Source organism: Roseovarius sp. MMSF_3281 (assembly GCF_030733685.1).
Taxonomy (GTDB): Bacteria; Pseudomonadota; Alphaproteobacteria; order Rhodobacterales; family Rhodobacteraceae; genus Roseovarius.
Genome location: NZ_JASHIM010000011.1, coordinates 107,257 through 121,443, shown reverse-complemented (window position 1 = coordinate 121,443; position 14,187 = coordinate 107,257). Strand labels below are relative to the sequence as shown.

12 protein-coding genes and 1 tRNA gene are annotated in these 14,187 nt (G+C 63.2%); 3 read left to right on the top strand and 10 right to left on the bottom strand.

What is annotated here, in order from left to right; all coding sequences use genetic code 11:
- Nucleotides 1-44: 44 nt before the first annotated feature.
- Nucleotides 45-1,277 (top strand): mandelate racemase/muconate lactonizing enzyme family protein, encoded by a 1,233-nt coding sequence (locus tag RBB32_RS12315; RefSeq protein ID WP_306153006.1) that lies wholly within the window; start codon nucleotides 45-47, stop codon nucleotides 1,275-1,277.
- A 98-nt stretch (nucleotides 1,278-1,375) separates the two neighbouring features.
- Nucleotides 1,376-1,654, top strand: a complete 279-nt coding sequence (locus RBB32_RS12310) for a metalloregulator ArsR/SmtB family transcription factor (RefSeq protein ID WP_306153014.1) — start codon at nucleotides 1,376-1,378, stop codon at nucleotides 1,652-1,654.
- A gap of 582 nt (nucleotides 1,655-2,236) precedes the next feature.
- Here RBB32_RS12310 and RBB32_RS12305 read toward each other — a convergent pair.
- The 8 genes from RBB32_RS12305 to RBB32_RS12270 form a co-directional block, all read right to left on the bottom strand.
- A complete protein-coding gene (locus RBB32_RS12305; protein ID WP_306153005.1) occupies nucleotides 2,237-2,617 on the bottom strand; it encodes a YbjQ family protein in 381 nt (126 codons plus the stop codon).
- A 267-nt stretch (nucleotides 2,618-2,884) separates the two neighbouring features.
- Entirely contained in the window at nucleotides 2,885-3,814 is a 930-nt protein-coding gene (locus RBB32_RS12300) for an AEC family transporter (protein WP_306153004.1), read from the bottom strand.
- Nucleotides 3,815-3,819: 5 nt separating this feature from the next.
- A complete protein-coding gene (locus tag RBB32_RS12295) occupies nucleotides 3,820-4,617 on the bottom strand; it encodes an MBL fold metallo-hydrolase (RefSeq protein WP_306153003.1) in 798 nt (265 codons plus the stop codon).
- The gene (locus RBB32_RS12290; protein WP_306153002.1) at nucleotides 4,617-5,423 is read right to left on the bottom strand and encodes a TatD family hydrolase; all 807 of its coding nucleotides are present in this window, start codon (nucleotides 5,421-5,423) and stop codon (nucleotides 4,617-4,619) included. Before RBB32_RS12290 ends, RBB32_RS12295 begins: the two co-directional genes overlap by 1 nt.
- A 24-nt stretch (nucleotides 5,424-5,447) precedes the next feature.
- A complete protein-coding gene (locus RBB32_RS12285; protein ID WP_306153001.1) occupies nucleotides 5,448-6,599 on the bottom strand; it encodes a DNA polymerase III subunit delta' in 1,152 nt (383 codons plus the stop codon).
- Nucleotides 6,596-7,222, bottom strand: coding sequence for a dTMP kinase (tmk, locus tag RBB32_RS12280; RefSeq protein WP_306153000.1), 627 nt, complete (start codon nucleotides 7,220-7,222; stop codon nucleotides 6,596-6,598). The genes RBB32_RS12285 and tmk overlap by 4 nt, the downstream gene beginning before the upstream one ends.
- Nucleotides 7,219-8,385 carry a D-alanyl-D-alanine carboxypeptidase family protein gene (locus tag RBB32_RS12275; protein ID WP_306152999.1) on the bottom strand — a complete coding sequence of 389 codons (1,167 nt, stop codon included), beginning with the start codon at nucleotides 8,383-8,385 and terminating at the stop codon, nucleotides 7,219-7,221. The genes tmk and RBB32_RS12275 overlap by 4 nt, the downstream gene beginning before the upstream one ends.
- 13 nt (nucleotides 8,386-8,398) lie before the next feature.
- Nucleotides 8,399-9,307 carry an SPOR domain-containing protein gene (locus RBB32_RS12270; protein WP_306152998.1) on the bottom strand — a complete coding sequence of 303 codons (909 nt, stop codon included), beginning with the start codon at nucleotides 9,305-9,307 and terminating at the stop codon, nucleotides 8,399-8,401.
- 198 nt (nucleotides 9,308-9,505) lie between these two features.
- Here RBB32_RS12270 and RBB32_RS12265 point away from each other — a divergent pair.
- A tRNA-Ser gene (locus tag RBB32_RS12265) sits at nucleotides 9,506-9,595 on the top strand.
- A 168-nt stretch (nucleotides 9,596-9,763) separates the two neighbouring features.
- Here RBB32_RS12265 and RBB32_RS12260 read toward each other — a convergent pair.
- Nucleotides 9,764-12,886: an efflux RND transporter permease subunit gene (locus RBB32_RS12260; RefSeq protein ID WP_306152997.1), complete on the bottom strand. Its 3,123-nt coding sequence runs from the start codon at nucleotides 12,884-12,886 to the stop codon at nucleotides 9,764-9,766.
- Between the two features lie 12 nt (nucleotides 12,887-12,898).
- Complete coding sequence (locus tag RBB32_RS12255) at nucleotides 12,899-14,089, bottom strand: efflux RND transporter periplasmic adaptor subunit (protein WP_371931053.1); 1,191 nt, start codon at nucleotides 14,087-14,089, stop codon at nucleotides 12,899-12,901.
- Between the last annotated feature and the right edge of the window lie 98 nt (nucleotides 14,090-14,187).

The window sequence follows — 14,187 nt, the reverse complement described above, 5'->3', positions numbered from 1 at the left end:
CGGATCGCGCAAGCGATCCGAGACATAACCATCGGAGTCCACCCATGAAGCTGCAAGACCTCGATATCATCGTCACCGCGCCCCCGGCCCCCGGCTGGGGCGGGCGCTATTGGATACTGGTGAAGCTCACCACCGATACCGGCATCACCGGCTGGGGCGAATGCTATGCCGCCACTGTCGGGCCCAGGGCCATGCGCGCGGTGATCGAAGATGTCTTCGCCCGCCACATGCAGGGCGAAACCCCCGAGAATATCGAGCTGATGTTCCGCCGCGCCTATTCGAGCGGCTTCACGCAGCGCCCCGACCTGACGGTCATGGGCGCCTTCGCGGGGCTTGAGATCGCCTGTTGGGATATCCTCGGCAAGGCGCGCGAACGGCCGGTCTGGGCGCTTCTGGGCGGGCGGATGAATGACCGCATCCGCGCCTATACCTACCTCTACCCCCTGCCGCAGCACGAGATGCCCGCGTTCTGGACCTCGCCCGAGATGGCCGCCGAATCCGCTCTCGATTGCATCGAGCGCGGCTATACGGCGGTGAAGTTCGACCCTGCCGGCCCCTACACCCTGCGCGGCGGGCATATGCCGGCGATGTCCGACATCCAGATGTCGGTCGATTTCTGCCGCGCCATCCGCGAGGCGGTGGGCACGCGGGCCGATCTGCTGTTTGGCACCCATGGGCAGTTCACCACCGCCGGGGCCATTCGCCTTGGCCAAGCCATCGAACCCTACAGCCCGCTTTGGTACGAAGAACCTACCCCGCCCGACTGCATGGCCGAAATGGCCAAGGTGGCGGGCGCCGTGCGCATCCCCGTGGCCACCGGCGAACGCCTTTGTACCAAGGCCGAGTTTGCCCCCGTCCTGCGCCAGGGGGCCGCGACGATCCTGCAACCGGCCCTGGGCCGTGCGGGCGGGATTTGGGAGTGCAAGAAAATCGCCGCCATGGCCGAGGTCTATAACGCCCAGATGGCCCCGCATCTTTACGCCGGCCCCGTGGAATGGGCCGCCAATGTGCATTTTGCGGCCTCCATCCCCAACCTGCTGATGGCCGAAACCATCGAAACCCCGTTCCACGATGCCTTGATAAAGGGAAAAATCCGGGTCGAAGAGGGCTTTATCACCCCGCCAGAGACCCCGGGACTGGGCATCGAGGTTGACGAAGCGCTGGCGCGTGCCCACCCTTACGAGGACACGGACCTGCATTTGCAGATGCAGGAAGCGCCCTGCGATTACGTCAACGGCAACTGTTTTGCAGGCGGTGCCCCACCCAAGGCGGAGTGATCTGGGCCTTTGCGAAGGCCCGTGTTAAATAAGGCCAAACGCGCAGCATCAGGACGACCCAAGTGACCAAACCCGAAACCATCGCCCCGCCGACGGAAATGGAACAAAGCGCCAAGGAGGCGGCAGCGTTCCTCAAGACCGTGGCGCATGAAGGGCGGTTGATGACGCTCTGCCACCTGGGATCGGGCGAGAAATCGGTGGGCGAGCTGGAGGCGCTTTTGAACATGCGACAGGCGGCGGTCAGCCAGATATTGGCCCGGCTGCGGCAGGAAGGCCGGGTCGCCACGCGCCGCGAGGGCAAGACGATCTACTACCGTCTGGCCGATGAAAAGACCCAGGAATTGATCGAACTTTTGTACCGGCAATTCTGCGGGTGATCCCATGGCCGGGCGGGTCGCCCCTGGCCCATTGGTAACCACCAAAGCCCCTGTCTGTATCGCATCGGTATGTTTTGTCTGTACCCCGGCGAGGGAACAGGGCCTGCGGTGGGTTTCGTACAAAACCTACGTTTTGACGGGAGAGATCGTCCAACCTTACAGATGTCTTCGCAAAGGATAGGTGTTTATGACAGGCGGCTTTTGGACAATCCATATCTTCAGCCATCTTTGAAGAGCCGCGGCGGCGACGGGCCGCGGCGCGGCGATCCAGCGTTTGGGCAAAAGCGCTTTATCCACGTCACTGGCGCGCAACACATACGCGATGCATCAAGGCCAACCCAATCGCCGGGCCAAGGAGGCGGCCCGGCGATGGCGCGGCGGCCTTCGGCCTTGGTTCCGCGCCTTGGGTTTCTGCAGAATACTCGTCGAGAAAGGGCTTGTGATACGTTTCCCTGCTCTGGACACCCTCATAAGTTCCTACGGATTTTAATAAGGTATGCTAGGATTGCGGGAAAGGTTGTACCGAATTTTCACGCATAACTTGGAAATGTGCGCAAACTAAGTTTGCAAACTGATCGAGTCTTACTCGACCTTTACAGCAGTACCACTTGCGACCAGTAGAATCATATTTCCCGCTGACGCCAACTCGACGTAGTCTAGATCTATCCCGATCACGGCGTTGGCCCCCACTTCATGAGCTTCGCGCTTGAGTTCATAAAGAGCCGTCCTTCTACTATCCCTCAAAGTTTTTTGAACCGCCTCAGACCGACCTCCAACAACATCACGGACGCCGGCGAAGAGGTCTTTGAAGATATTCATACCAAACGCGCATTCCGCAGTGATCACCTCTATCCGCTCGGTGATCTTTATGCCCTCTGGATAGGTTTCAGTTGTAAGTATGACGGCTTCAATTCCGGCATCTCTGGCCCTCCTTTCCTGAACTTTAGGGCTATCACTGTCCACAAGACGCTCTTTGTTACACCGCTTACAATAGGCCCCACCCGGGCCATAAGAATTGAACATGCCAATCTATGTTTCGCACCCTGCACATTTCGCCAATTTTTATCTCCCAAAATTTCCGACCACCGTAGCAATATCTGATTGAAGTGCAGGCAACAATTGTTCGGCAGAGCCTATCAATCGACGACTTCATTTCACCCATAGAAATATCGCAATAGGCGTTAAAATTCAGGGCTTAATACGAGTTCACAAAGCGCGCAGCGATGAGCGCTATGGCAAAGTCCCCAACCACATCCAGGTCGTCAGGATCGACACCCCCGTGGCGATCAAAACCGCCGAGGCGGCGACGCGGCGGGCGCGGCCGTACATGTTGGCGAAGATATAGGCGTTGATGCCCGGGGCCATGGCCCCGGTCAGGATGGCCGAGCGGTAGCCCTCGGTGGAAAGGCCCAAGCCCCGGCCAAGCAGGCTTGTCACCAGTGGATGCGCCAGAAGCGCCACGGCGCAGACGTAAAGCACGATGCGCAAATCCCCCTCGGGGCGGTATTGCACCAGCACGCCCCCAAGGCCGAAAAGTGCCGCAGGCAGGGCCGCGCGCACCATCATGTCCAGCCCCTCCTGCAGGATGCCGGGGATCGGCACCCCGGTGAGGTTGACGAAAAACCCCGCCGCGATGCCGATGATCAACGCGTTGGAGAACATCGCCTTCAGCACCTTGCCCACCAGCGCCCGGCCCGGCGTGCCGCGCGCGCGCAGCACCTCCATCACCGTGATGCCGATGCCGTAGCAAAAGGGCGAGTGGACGGCGATGATGGCATAGTTGGCCTCCAATGCCTCCACGCCATAGGCGCGTTCGGTGATCGGCAAGCCCAGAAGCACCGAGTTGGAAAAAAGGCAACAAAACCCGATGGCAACGCAATCTTCCCAATCGCGGCCAAAAATAAACCGCGCGCCGAACAGGCCCAGAAGGAACCCCGTCAAGGCCCCGGTATAGAAGCTGAGCAGCAACCGCCAATCGAAATGCTGGCCCAGGTCAAGCCGGGCGATGGCGGTAAACAGAAGGCAGGGAATGGCGAAATTCTGGGTGAACTTCATCAGCCCATCAACCCCGGCCTGCGAGAACCAGCCACGCCAGACCGCCAGGTAGCCAAAGCCGATGACCACGAAAACCGGTAAGATAACCTCGATCAGCGCCTGCATCGCGGTCAGACCGGGAAAGTCAGCGTCATGCCGTCATAGGCAGGCGTGATATGATCGGGGGTTTCCTCGACCAGCGTTTGGTAATCCATGTCGATATGCATGTTGGTCAGCACCGCGCGCTTGGGCGCGGCGCGGGCGATCCATTCCAGCGACTGTTCAAGATGCGAATGGGTGGGATGCGGGGTGCGGCGCAGCGCATCCAGTATCCAGCAGTCCAGCCCCTCCAACACCGGCCAGACATCCTCGGGGATCCGGGCCACATCCGGCAGGTAGGCCAGATTGTTCACCTTGAAGCCCAGCGCCTCGATCGAGCCGTGGTTGACCTCGAAAGGCGTCAGCGTCACCGGCCCGCCCGCGCCCTCGATGGTCACGTCACCGTCGATGGTGTGCATGTCGAGGATCGGCGGATAGGGGCTGTCCTCGGGTTGGATGAAGGCATAGCCGAAGCGCGCGTAAAGCGCGTTCTGCGTATCGCCATCGGCCCAGACCGGCAGGCGCTGTTTCATGTTGAAAACGATCATCCGCAGATCGTCGAGGCCGTGAACGTGGTCGGCATGGCTGTGGGTGTAAAGCACCGCGTCCAACTCCCCCACCCCGGCGTCCAGCAATTGCGCGCGCAGGTCGGGCGAGGTGTCGATCAGCACACGGGTGATACCGCCCTCGCCCTCGCGTTCGATCAGAAGCGAACAGCGGCGGCGGTTGTTGCGGGGGTTCTCGGGGTCACAATCGCCCCAGTTGTCGCCAAGGCGCGGCACCCCGCCCGACGACCCGCAGCCAAGGATGGTGAAGCGCAATTCGCCCATTACGCAGCGGCCTCATACTTGGCCGCTTTCCAGAAGAGGCGGTCGAAATTGGCCTGCGTCTGCGCGGCGAAATCGGGCCAGTCCATGCCGAAAACCTCGGCGCCTTTCTGGGCGGTGTGCAAGGTATAGGCAGGCTCGTTCCGCTTGCCGCGATAGGGCGGCGGCGCAAGATAGGGCGCATCGGTTTCAACAAGGATACGCTCCACCGGGGCGGCGGCGAAAATCTCGCGCAGGTCCGTGGACTTGGGAAAGGCCGCGATGCCCGACATCGACAGGTAAAACCCAAGGTCGATGGCCGTTCTGGCCAGTTCGGCCCCGGACGAAAAGCAGTGCATCACGCAGCTATAGGGCTTGGCCTTGTAGCCCTCGGTCAGGATGCGCGCCATGTCGTCGTCCGCCGCCCGGGCATGGATGATCAGCGGCAGGCCGGTTTCCTGCGCCGCTTCGATATGCACCCGCAGGCTTTGCTTTTGAACCTCGGCGCTTTCAGCGGTGTAGTGATAATCAAGGCCCGTCTCGCCAACACCCACGAACTTGGGGTGTTGGGCCAGTTGCACCAACTCCTCCACCGTCGTCATCGGCTCATCGGCGGCGCTCATCGGGTGGGTGCCGGCGGCATAGAAGACGGGCGCGAATTCCTCTGCAATGGCGCGCACTTGGGGTTCAAGCCGCAGCTTGGTGCAGATGGTGACCATGCGGGTCACACCCGCCTCGACCGCGCGGTCGATAACGGCGGGGCGTTCCTCGTCGAAATCGGGGAAATCAAGGTGGCAGTGGCTGTCGGTGATCTGGATCGTGTCGGTCATGTCGCCCCATGCATGGCGGGCCGATTATCCCGCCGCGGTTTGCTGAATCTTGAACACGGTATCTAGGACCAGCGCGGCAGGGTCAAGGTTGACCGCCCGCCCGTGGCGGCTTCGCGCGCCGACCTCCTGCGCACAATCGGCCCATGCGCGGCCCGCTTGGGGGTGCGGGGCCAACCGGGTGAACAATTCCGCCTCGCCGGGGGCGGCTTCGACCTGCGGCGGGCCAAGCGCGCCACAGCGGGCAAGGCGCGAAAGAAACAGGTCCACCAGCCAGATCAGCAGGTCAAGCTTATCCTCTGCCCCACGGGTCGCCGCCGCCTCGGCCAGTTTGAGGGCACGGGCGCGGTCGGGGCGCGGCAAGCCTTGGAAGATCGCCACCAGTTCGGCGTAGATTTGCAAACCGCCAAGGTTCATCAGGCGTACGGCCTCCCCCACCGAGCCGCCGGAAAGCTCGGCAAGGGCCGTGGTATCGCCCCCCGGCTCGACCCCGGCTTGGCTGAGGGCCTGCGCCATGTCTTGCGCGTTCAGCGCCGAAAGCCGCAATTCGCGACAACGCGAACGGATGGTCGGCAACAGGCGCGAGGGTTGGTGACTGACCAGTAAAAGCGTGGTGCGCGCCGGCGGCTCTTCCAGCATCTTCAGCAGGGCGTTGGCGGCTTGCGTGTTCATCTCGTCGGCGGCATCGACGATCACCACCCGCCGCCCCCCCTCGGTGGAGCTGAGGTGGATAAACTTGGCGAGGCCCCGGATTTCGCTGACCCGGATGTCTTGCGAAAACTTGCCCTCCTCGAAATTCTTGTCGCGGTCGCGGTCACTGCTGCCCGCGCCCCCCCGGCGCACAAGGTAAAGCCCGGGGTCCGAGCCTGCCATGATACGGCGGGCGACAGGATGGTCGGGGTCGATGTCCAAGCTGTCGGGCCGTGGCGGGGCATCTCCGAAAAGCCCGCCGTCATCTTCCAGCGGGGTGGCCAAAAGGAAGCGCGCGATCCGCCATGCCAGCGTCGCCTTGCCCACACCCCGCGGCCCGGTGATCAGCCAGCCATGATGCAAACGGCCCGTATTGAAGGCCTCCAAGAACCCTTGCTCGGCGGCCCCCTGCCCGATCAGGCGTTGGGTTTCGCGCGGATGCGGTGCGCCTTCTATGCGGTCGGGAAGCGGGGTGCCGTCGTCGCTCATGCCAGCCACCCTGTCACGGCGCGGGTGACATCCTCGGCCACCTCCTCCAACTCGCGGCCACCGTCGATGGTGACGAAACGGTCGGGGAATTCCGCCGCGAGGTCCAGAAACCCGGCACGCATCCTGGCCTGAAGGTCATTGCCGAAGGATTCGAACCGTTCCTCCCCGCCATTGCGCCCAAGGGCGCGTGACAGGCCAATTTCGGGGTCCATGTCGATCAGCACGGTCAGGTCCGGCTCCTGCCCGATCATCAGGTCGTGCAGTTGATCGACCAAAGCGCGCAGGCCCGTAAGGCGAAGGCCTTGATACATGCGGGTGCTGTCGGCAAAGCGATCACAGATGACGATTTGCCCGGCCTCAAGCGCGGGCCGGATGGTGCGCTCCAGATGATCCCGGCGCGCGGCGGTGAACAGCAAAAGCTCGGTCTCGGGCGACCAGCGGTCGGGGTCGCCTTCCAGAACCAAGGCACGGATATCTTCCGCCCCGGGGCTGCCGCCCGGTTCGCGGGTCAGCACAACGGAATGCCCCTGCCCTTCCAGATACGCGGCCAGCCGCCGCGCCTGGGTGGATTTGCCCGACCCGTCGATACCTTCGAAACTGATGAACCGTCCGGGCAGGCTCAAAGCGTGCCCTCGGACCTTTCGCGCAGCCGCGTCAGCAAATGCTCCGAAACCGTCCGCAGCCGCGCCATGAAACCGCCGCGCGGCACATCGCGCACCGCGACCAGCGGCACCCGCGTTTCGGGCAATTCACCGGGGGCGAACACCAGTTCCCCAAGGGGGTCGCCCTTTTCTATCGGCGCATGCAGCGGGCCGTGATACACGACCTCGGCCTGCAATTCATCGCTGCCCAGAACCGGGACAAGCGTGATGACATCCTCCGCCGGGGTCATGCCCACGCTGGTGGCATCGCCCATCCAGACGTCGGCGCGCGCCACCTCGGTACCGGCGCTGATAATGGGCTTTTCCACGAACTGGCGAAAGGCCCAGTTGACGATGCTTTCGGCCTCTTCGGCACGGGCGCGTGTCGTCTCAAGCCCCGAGATGACGAAAACAATCCGCCGATCACCCTGCTTGGCCGATCCGGTCAGGCCATAGCCCGCCTCCTGCGTGTGCCCGGTCTTGAGACCATCGGCCCCTATGCCCAACCCCAAAAGCGGGTTGCGGTTGTGCACGTTCTGCGGGGCGCGCCCGTCAAAGGCAAATTCCGTTTCCGCGAACATCGGGTAAAAGCCGGGGAAATCCTCGATCAGGTGGCGCGAAAGGAGCGCCAGATCGCGCATGCTCATCCGGTGGCCGGCGGCGGGCCAGCCGTTCGAATTGGCGAAAGTGGAATTGGTCATGCCCATCTGCCGCGCCCGTTGGGTCATGAAGCGGGCAAACCCCGCCTCGGTGCCATCGGGGCTCAGCGCTTCGGCAATCACCGCGCAGGCATCGTTGCCCGACAACACGATGATCCCGCGCAACAGGTCTTCCACCCGCACCCGGTCGGTGGTGTCCAGAAACATGGTCGAACCACCATAGCTCATGGCATGGCGCGACACCGGAAGGCGTTCATCCAGCGTCAGCCGCCCGTCGCGGATGGCCTCGAAAGCCACGTAAAGCGTCATCAGCTTGGACATCGAGGCCGGCGGCAAGGGTTGATCGGCATTCTTGCTCAGAAGCACCGTGCCGGTGCTCATGTCCATCACGAAGGCCGCCTTGGCACGCGTATCGAAGGCCTGCGCGGGCAAGGCCACCGCAACGGTCAAAAGCAACGCGGCGAAAACTCTGCAGATGCGGATCATGGCGGATCAGCCCCTAGTTTGTAACGGGATAGGCATCGTCGAATCCTACCCCCTTGATCTTCTTCAAAAGAACCGAACGTTCCGAGGTCGACGCCGCCGGCCCGACGATCACCCGCCAGAATGTCTTTCCTTGCGAGGTTTGCTCTTTCACCACGGGAACCATCCCTGCCTGGCGCATGGCGGTCGCGGTATTGCGGGCATTCTCCTCGACGCTGAAAATCCCGATCTGGATATAGGGCTTGTCCAGCGACGAGGCCTTGGGCCGCGGTTCGGGCGACGGCGACGGTGCAGCCGCCGCGGCGGGCGTAATCTCGTTGGTGCCTTCCACCTCGTCCAGCGCCGCGGCGGCGCCCGCCACCGCGCCGGAAGGCCCAAGCGTGGTTTCCTCAACACTGTCCGGAGCATCCAGCTCACCGGCCGGGGCCGCCGCCGCCGGGGCCGCCGCCGGATCCTGCGCTTCCTCGCGCCGCAGGGCCGTGACGTTCAATTGTGCCGGCGCCCCCGCCAACATGCCCAGCGCGGTCGCCGCATCCGACGACACCTGCAAAACCGGGCCGGGGTTTTCACGCTCGCGGCGGAACAGGGCCCCGATCACGAACTTTGAATTCTCGTTGTTGCGGATGATCACCCGCTCGGGCTCTTTCACGTCCGGGTGCGCCACCCAAACCCCGCCCAGCGAGGGGCGGCCATCCCAAAGCCCCATATCGGTGACCTGAAAAACATCCGGCGCCTCGACATCGCGCTCCACCAGCTTGACCGAGGATGTCTCGCCCGTGGCGGCCTCCTCGCCGGTCGGGGCCGTGTTCTGGAAAGGATTGGCAAACTGCCCGCTTTCATCACATGCCGAAAGAAACAGCGCCCCGGCACCCACCATCACGATGCGCCACATGCCACACCGGCTCTCATTACCTTTGACTGTCATGCCTCACCCCTTGCCTGTCACACGCGACGTTGCGCGCACACCGGTTTGCCCGGCCTTTGTTACGCCCCCGTGGGACACCCACTTGCGCGTATCCTAACGCCTTGCGCATCACAAGAAAAGTCCGGGCATCGGACTTCGGCGGATTTCCACACCAGACATCTTTCAGAATCGGAATCGGCGGTGTAGAGCATCCAGACCGGAGGAGTGGCAGAGTGGTCGAATGCACCGGTCTTGAAAACCGGCGTAGGTGAAAGCCTACCGTGGGTTCGAATCCCACCTCCTCCGCCACTGGGCAGTGAAATCCTTCATTAAACTCAAGAATTCTTGGGGTTATTCTTACCGTCAAGCTGACACAGGCAAAGCGTTGGGCTAGCGTTGCAACCCGATGCCTCGGCCCGATGCCCGCACCAAGCGCTTAGCGTTCCGCCGCCCTTCTGCAGGGCGGCGGTGCAAACCCTATCCCGCGTCCGAACCTTTGTCGGTTTTACGCCCGAACCTGAACAACCGGGTTACGATCACGAAGAACAGCGGCACGAATATGACGCCCAAAACGGTACCGGATATCGTGCCGCCAAGAACGCCCGAGCCAATCGCGTTACGCCCGCCGGACCCCGCGCCGGAACTGAGAACCAGCGGCAAGACCCCAAGCGAGAATGCCATCGAGGTCATGATGATCGGACGGAAACGCTGACGGGCGGCCTCGACCACGGCGTCGATGACGCGCTCGCCCGCCACGTGCCTGTCGCGTGCAAACTCGACGATCAGAATCGCGTTCTTGCCGGTCAGGCCGATCACCGTCAGCAGCCCCACCTGGAAGAAGACACCATTGTCGAACCCGCCGAAATAGGCGGCCGACAATGCCCCCACCACGCCGATCGGCATGGCCAGCATCACGGCGAAGGGAATCGACCAGCTTTCATAAAGGGCCGCAAGCGACAGGAACACCGCGGCAAGCGATAGCGCATAAAGCAAGGGCGCCTGGTTGCCCGATTGCCGTTCCTCCAGCGACAGGCCGGTCCAGGATAGCGCAAAACCGGGCGGCAATTGTTCGGCCAGGCGCTCCATCTCGGCCATCGCCGCGCCGGTGGACACGCCGGGGGCCGGTGCCCCCTGCAATTGCATCGACGGGATGCCGTTGAAGCGATACAGGCCTTGCGCGCCGTAGCTCCACGAGCCTTTCGCGAAGTTCGAGAACGGCACAAGGCCGCCGCTGGCATTGCGCACCCGCCACTTGTCAATATCTGTCGGGGTCGCGCGGTCGGCGGCGTCGCCCTGCACGTAGACGCGCTTGATCCGGCCCTGGTCGACGAAGTCGTTCACGTAGGACCCTGCCCATGCCACCGTCAGCAACTGGCCGACGTCGCTGGCCGTCACGCCCATCGCGCCCGCCTTGCGCCAGTCGATCTCAAGGTTGAACTGGGATGCGTCCTCCAAACCGTTGGGCCGGGCCGAGGCGATCAGATCGCTCTGCGCCGCCATTCCAAGCAGTTGGTTGCGGGCCTGCAGCAATTCCTCGTGGGTCTGCCCCCCGCGTGCCTGAAGGTAAACATCGAACCCCGAAACGTTGCCAAGTTCGATCACCGAGGGCGGCACGATCGGAAACACCATCGCGTCCCGTATCCCGCCAAGCGCCCCGAAGGCGCGCCCGGCCAATGCCTGCACGCTCTGCCCAGGCGATTTGCGCTCGGACCAGTCCTTCAACTGCACGAAGGCAAGGCCCATGTTCTGGCCGCTCCCCGCAAAGCTGAACCCGACGACGCCGAACATGGAATCCACCACGTCGGTCTCCTGCGTCAGGTAATAATCTTCGACCTGTTCCAGCACGTCCAGCGTCCGCTCCGCCGTTGCCCCGGTGGGTGTCTGGATCATCGTGAACAGGATGCCCTGATCCTCGTCGGGCAAGAACCCGGTCGGCGTGCGGGTGAACAGAAATGCCATGGCAACGGCAAGCGCGAGGTAAACCAGCCCCACCCGAAACGGGCGCTTGACGGTCCAGGCGACGGTGCCGCCATAGCGTTTCAACACCGCGTCGAACCCGCGGTTGAACCAGCCGAAGGCGCCTTTCGTCTTGTCGCGATGCTTGTGCTTCAGGATCGTCGCACACAGCGCCGGCGTCAGGGTCAGCGCGACCACCACCGACAGCGCCATCGCGGAAACAATCGTGATCGCGAACTGCTTGTAGATCACGCCGGTCGAGCCGGGGAAGAAAGCCATCGGTACGAACACCGCCGACAGCACCAGCGCGATCCCGATAAGCGCCCCGGTGATCTGTCCCATGGACTTGTGGGTTGCCTCCCGCGGGGACAGGCCCTCTTCTTCCATGATCCGCTCGACATTCTCGACCACGACGATGGCGTCATCGACCAACAGGCCGATCGCCAGAACCATGGCCAGCATCGTCAGCGTGTTGATCGTGAACCCCGCGACGGCCAGAACACCGAAGGTGCCCAGCAGGACCACCGGCACCGCCAGAGTCGGAATAAGCGTGGCGCGAAAGTTCTGCATGAACAGGAACATCACCAGGAAGACCAGGATGATCGCCTCGAACAGGGTCTTGATGACCTCCTCGATCGAGATCAGGACGAATGGCGTCGTGTCATAGGGGATGACGTATTCCACGCCTTCGGGAAAGAATTCCGCGAATTCGTCCATCCGCGCCTTAACGGCCTCCGCCGTGTCAAGCGCGTTGGCGCCGGGCGCAAGACTGACCGCAAGGCCCGAGGCCGGGTCCTGGTTGAAGCGCGCGATGGTCGAATAGTTCTCGGCGCCGATCTCGACACGCGCCACATCGTCCAGCAGAACAAGCCCGCCGTCGGTCTCGGCCCGCAAGACGATCTGGCGGAAATCCTCGGGCGACGTCAGCAGCGACTGCGCGGTGATCGTGGCGTTCAGCTGCTGACCCTCCACCGTTGGCCGCGTTCCGAATGCACCCGCCGAAATCTGGGCGTTCTGCGCGGAGACCGCGGCCACCACGTCGGCCGGCGTAAGTTCGAACGCCGACAGCTTGGAGGGGTCCAGCCAAATCCGCATCGCGTACTGGGCGCCGAACACCTGAACCGATCCGACACCCTCGACCCGGCTCAGTTCATCGACAAGGTTGGTGACCATGTAATCCGAAAGATCGACCTGGTCGAACCCCTCCCCGCGCGAGATCATCCCGATCACCATCAGGAACCCGGCCGAGGATTTCTCGACGGTCACGCCCTGCCGCTGAACCGTTTCCGGCAACAAGGGCGTGGCGCGCGACAGCTTGTTCTGGACCTGCACCTGCGCGATATCGACATCCGTGCCCGTCTCGAAGGTCAGCGTAATGCTCGCCTGCCCCGCCGAGGTCGAGTTGGACGAGAAATACCGCAAGCCGTCCAGCCCGGTCATCTGCTGCTCGATGACCTGCGTCACCGTGTTTGCCACGGTCTCGGCCGAGGCCCCGGGATAACTTGCGTTGATCGAGACCGATGGCGGCGCGATTTCGGGATACTGCGCGACCGGCAACAAGCGGATCGCCAGAACGCCGATCCCCATGATCAGGATCGCGATGACCCAGGCAAAGACTGGGCGATCAATGAAAAAGCGCGCCATCGGTTAAGATCCTTATGGGGATGTCTGTTCGCCCGCCTCGGCGGGCTCTTCGGTTTGCTCGCCGCTTGCATCGGCGTCGGCGTTCGGGCGTTCCTCGGGGGCAACGGTCGCACCGACCGCTGTTTTCTGGAATCCCGCGACGATAACCCGGTCGCCGTCTTCCAGCCCGCCCGTGACAACCCAATCGGACCCACGGTCCTGAAGAATCGTCACCTGCTGTTCCTTGACCACGTTATCGCCGTTCACCACCCAGGTGATCGGACGCCCGCGCCGGTCGCGCTGCACGGCTTCCTGCGGCACCAGCAGAACGTCCTCGGCGGTGCCCACCGGAAGTTCGACCTGCACATACATGCCCGGCAACAACAGCTCGTGCGGGTTGTCGAACTGCATCCGCAACACCACGACCCCGGTCTGCGGATCGACGCTCGGCTCGGCGGCGGTGATCTTGCCGGTTTCGCCATAATCCGACCCGTCCGCCAGCGTCAGCCGCACCGTCGTATCGGCATTGCTCAACTGGTCTTCCGTCTGCCCGCGGGTCCACCGCAGCAGGTCCGCGGCGGATTGGGTCACATCCACGTAAACCGGATCAATGTCACGGATCACGGCCATCGGCTCGGCCTGGCTGGCCGTCACAAGGGCGCCCGGACTGGTCCGCGCCAGGCCGATCTCGCCCGAAAGCCGCGCCCGGATCGTCGTGCGCTCAAGTTCGATTTCCGCCGACCGCAATTGCGCCCGGGCCACTTCAAGCGCGGCTGCCGCCGTGTCCCGAACCGCCTTGGCATCGTCGAAGGCGCGCTCGCTCGTCACGTTGCGCTCGCGCAGCTCCACCAGCCGCTCGGCCTCGATCTCTGCCGCATCCAGCTGCACCTGGGCCTGCGTCACCGCCGCCTGCGCCTGCTCGACCGCCGCGGAATAGGTAGCCGGATCAATACGGTAAAGCGCATCGCCGGCCTCGACATGCGCGCCCTCACGGAACAGCCGTTCGGTGATGATTCCATTGACCTGTGGGCGCACCTCCGCCTCCGCCGAGGCCGCGACCCGACCCGGAAGGGTCGAGGTAAGCGTCACCGTCTGCGCCTGCAGGGTAACGACCACGACAGGCGCCGGCCCCTGTGCCTGCTGAGACAATGCGCGCCCGGCGAAAAGGCTGGAAACAGTCAAGCCCAAGACCAACGTCGCGCTGACAAGGATGGAACGGTTCATCATACGTTTCGACCCCAAAATAACGGATTCTTGCCGCGATGTATTTGCGACACCGGCTTCCTAGCCTCTTCGCGTCCGAGTATCCATAGGAAATCCTG

What these genes read in the sequence shown, in the direction of transcription:
- RBB32_RS12315 (WP_306153006.1), top strand. Translation starts at nt 45, where the DNA reads ATGAAGCTGCAAGACCTCGATATCATCGTCACCGCGCCCCCGGCCCCC.
- RBB32_RS12310 (WP_306153014.1), top strand. Translation starts at nt 1,376, where the DNA reads ATGGAACAAAGCGCCAAGGAGGCGGCAGCGTTCCTCAAGACCGTGGCG.
- RBB32_RS12300 (WP_306153004.1), bottom strand. Translation starts at nt 3,814, where the DNA reads ATGCAGGCGCTGATCGAGGTTATCTTACCGGTTTTCGTGGTCATCGGC.
- RBB32_RS12295 (WP_306153003.1), bottom strand. Translation starts at nt 4,617, where the DNA reads ATGGGCGAATTGCGCTTCACCATCCTTGGCTGCGGGTCGTCGGGCGGG.
- RBB32_RS12290 (WP_306153002.1), bottom strand. Translation starts at nt 5,423, where the DNA reads ATGACCGACACGATCCAGATCACCGACAGCCACTGCCACCTTGATTTC.
- RBB32_RS12285 (WP_306153001.1), bottom strand. Translation starts at nt 6,599, where the DNA reads ATGAGCGACGACGGCACCCCGCTTCCCGACCGCATAGAAGGCGCACCG.
- RBB32_RS12275 (WP_306152999.1), bottom strand. Translation starts at nt 8,385, where the DNA reads ATGATCCGCATCTGCAGAGTTTTCGCCGCGTTGCTTTTGACCGTTGCG.
- RBB32_RS12270 (WP_306152998.1), bottom strand. Translation starts at nt 9,307, where the DNA reads ATGACAGTCAAAGGTAATGAGAGCCGGTGTGGCATGTGGCGCATCGTG.
- RBB32_RS12260 (WP_306152997.1), bottom strand. Translation starts at nt 12,886, where the DNA reads ATGGCGCGCTTTTTCATTGATCGCCCAGTCTTTGCCTGGGTCATCGCG.
- RBB32_RS12255 (WP_371931053.1), bottom strand. Translation starts at nt 14,089, where the DNA reads ATGAACCGTTCCATCCTTGTCAGCGCGACGTTGGTCTTGGGCTTGACT.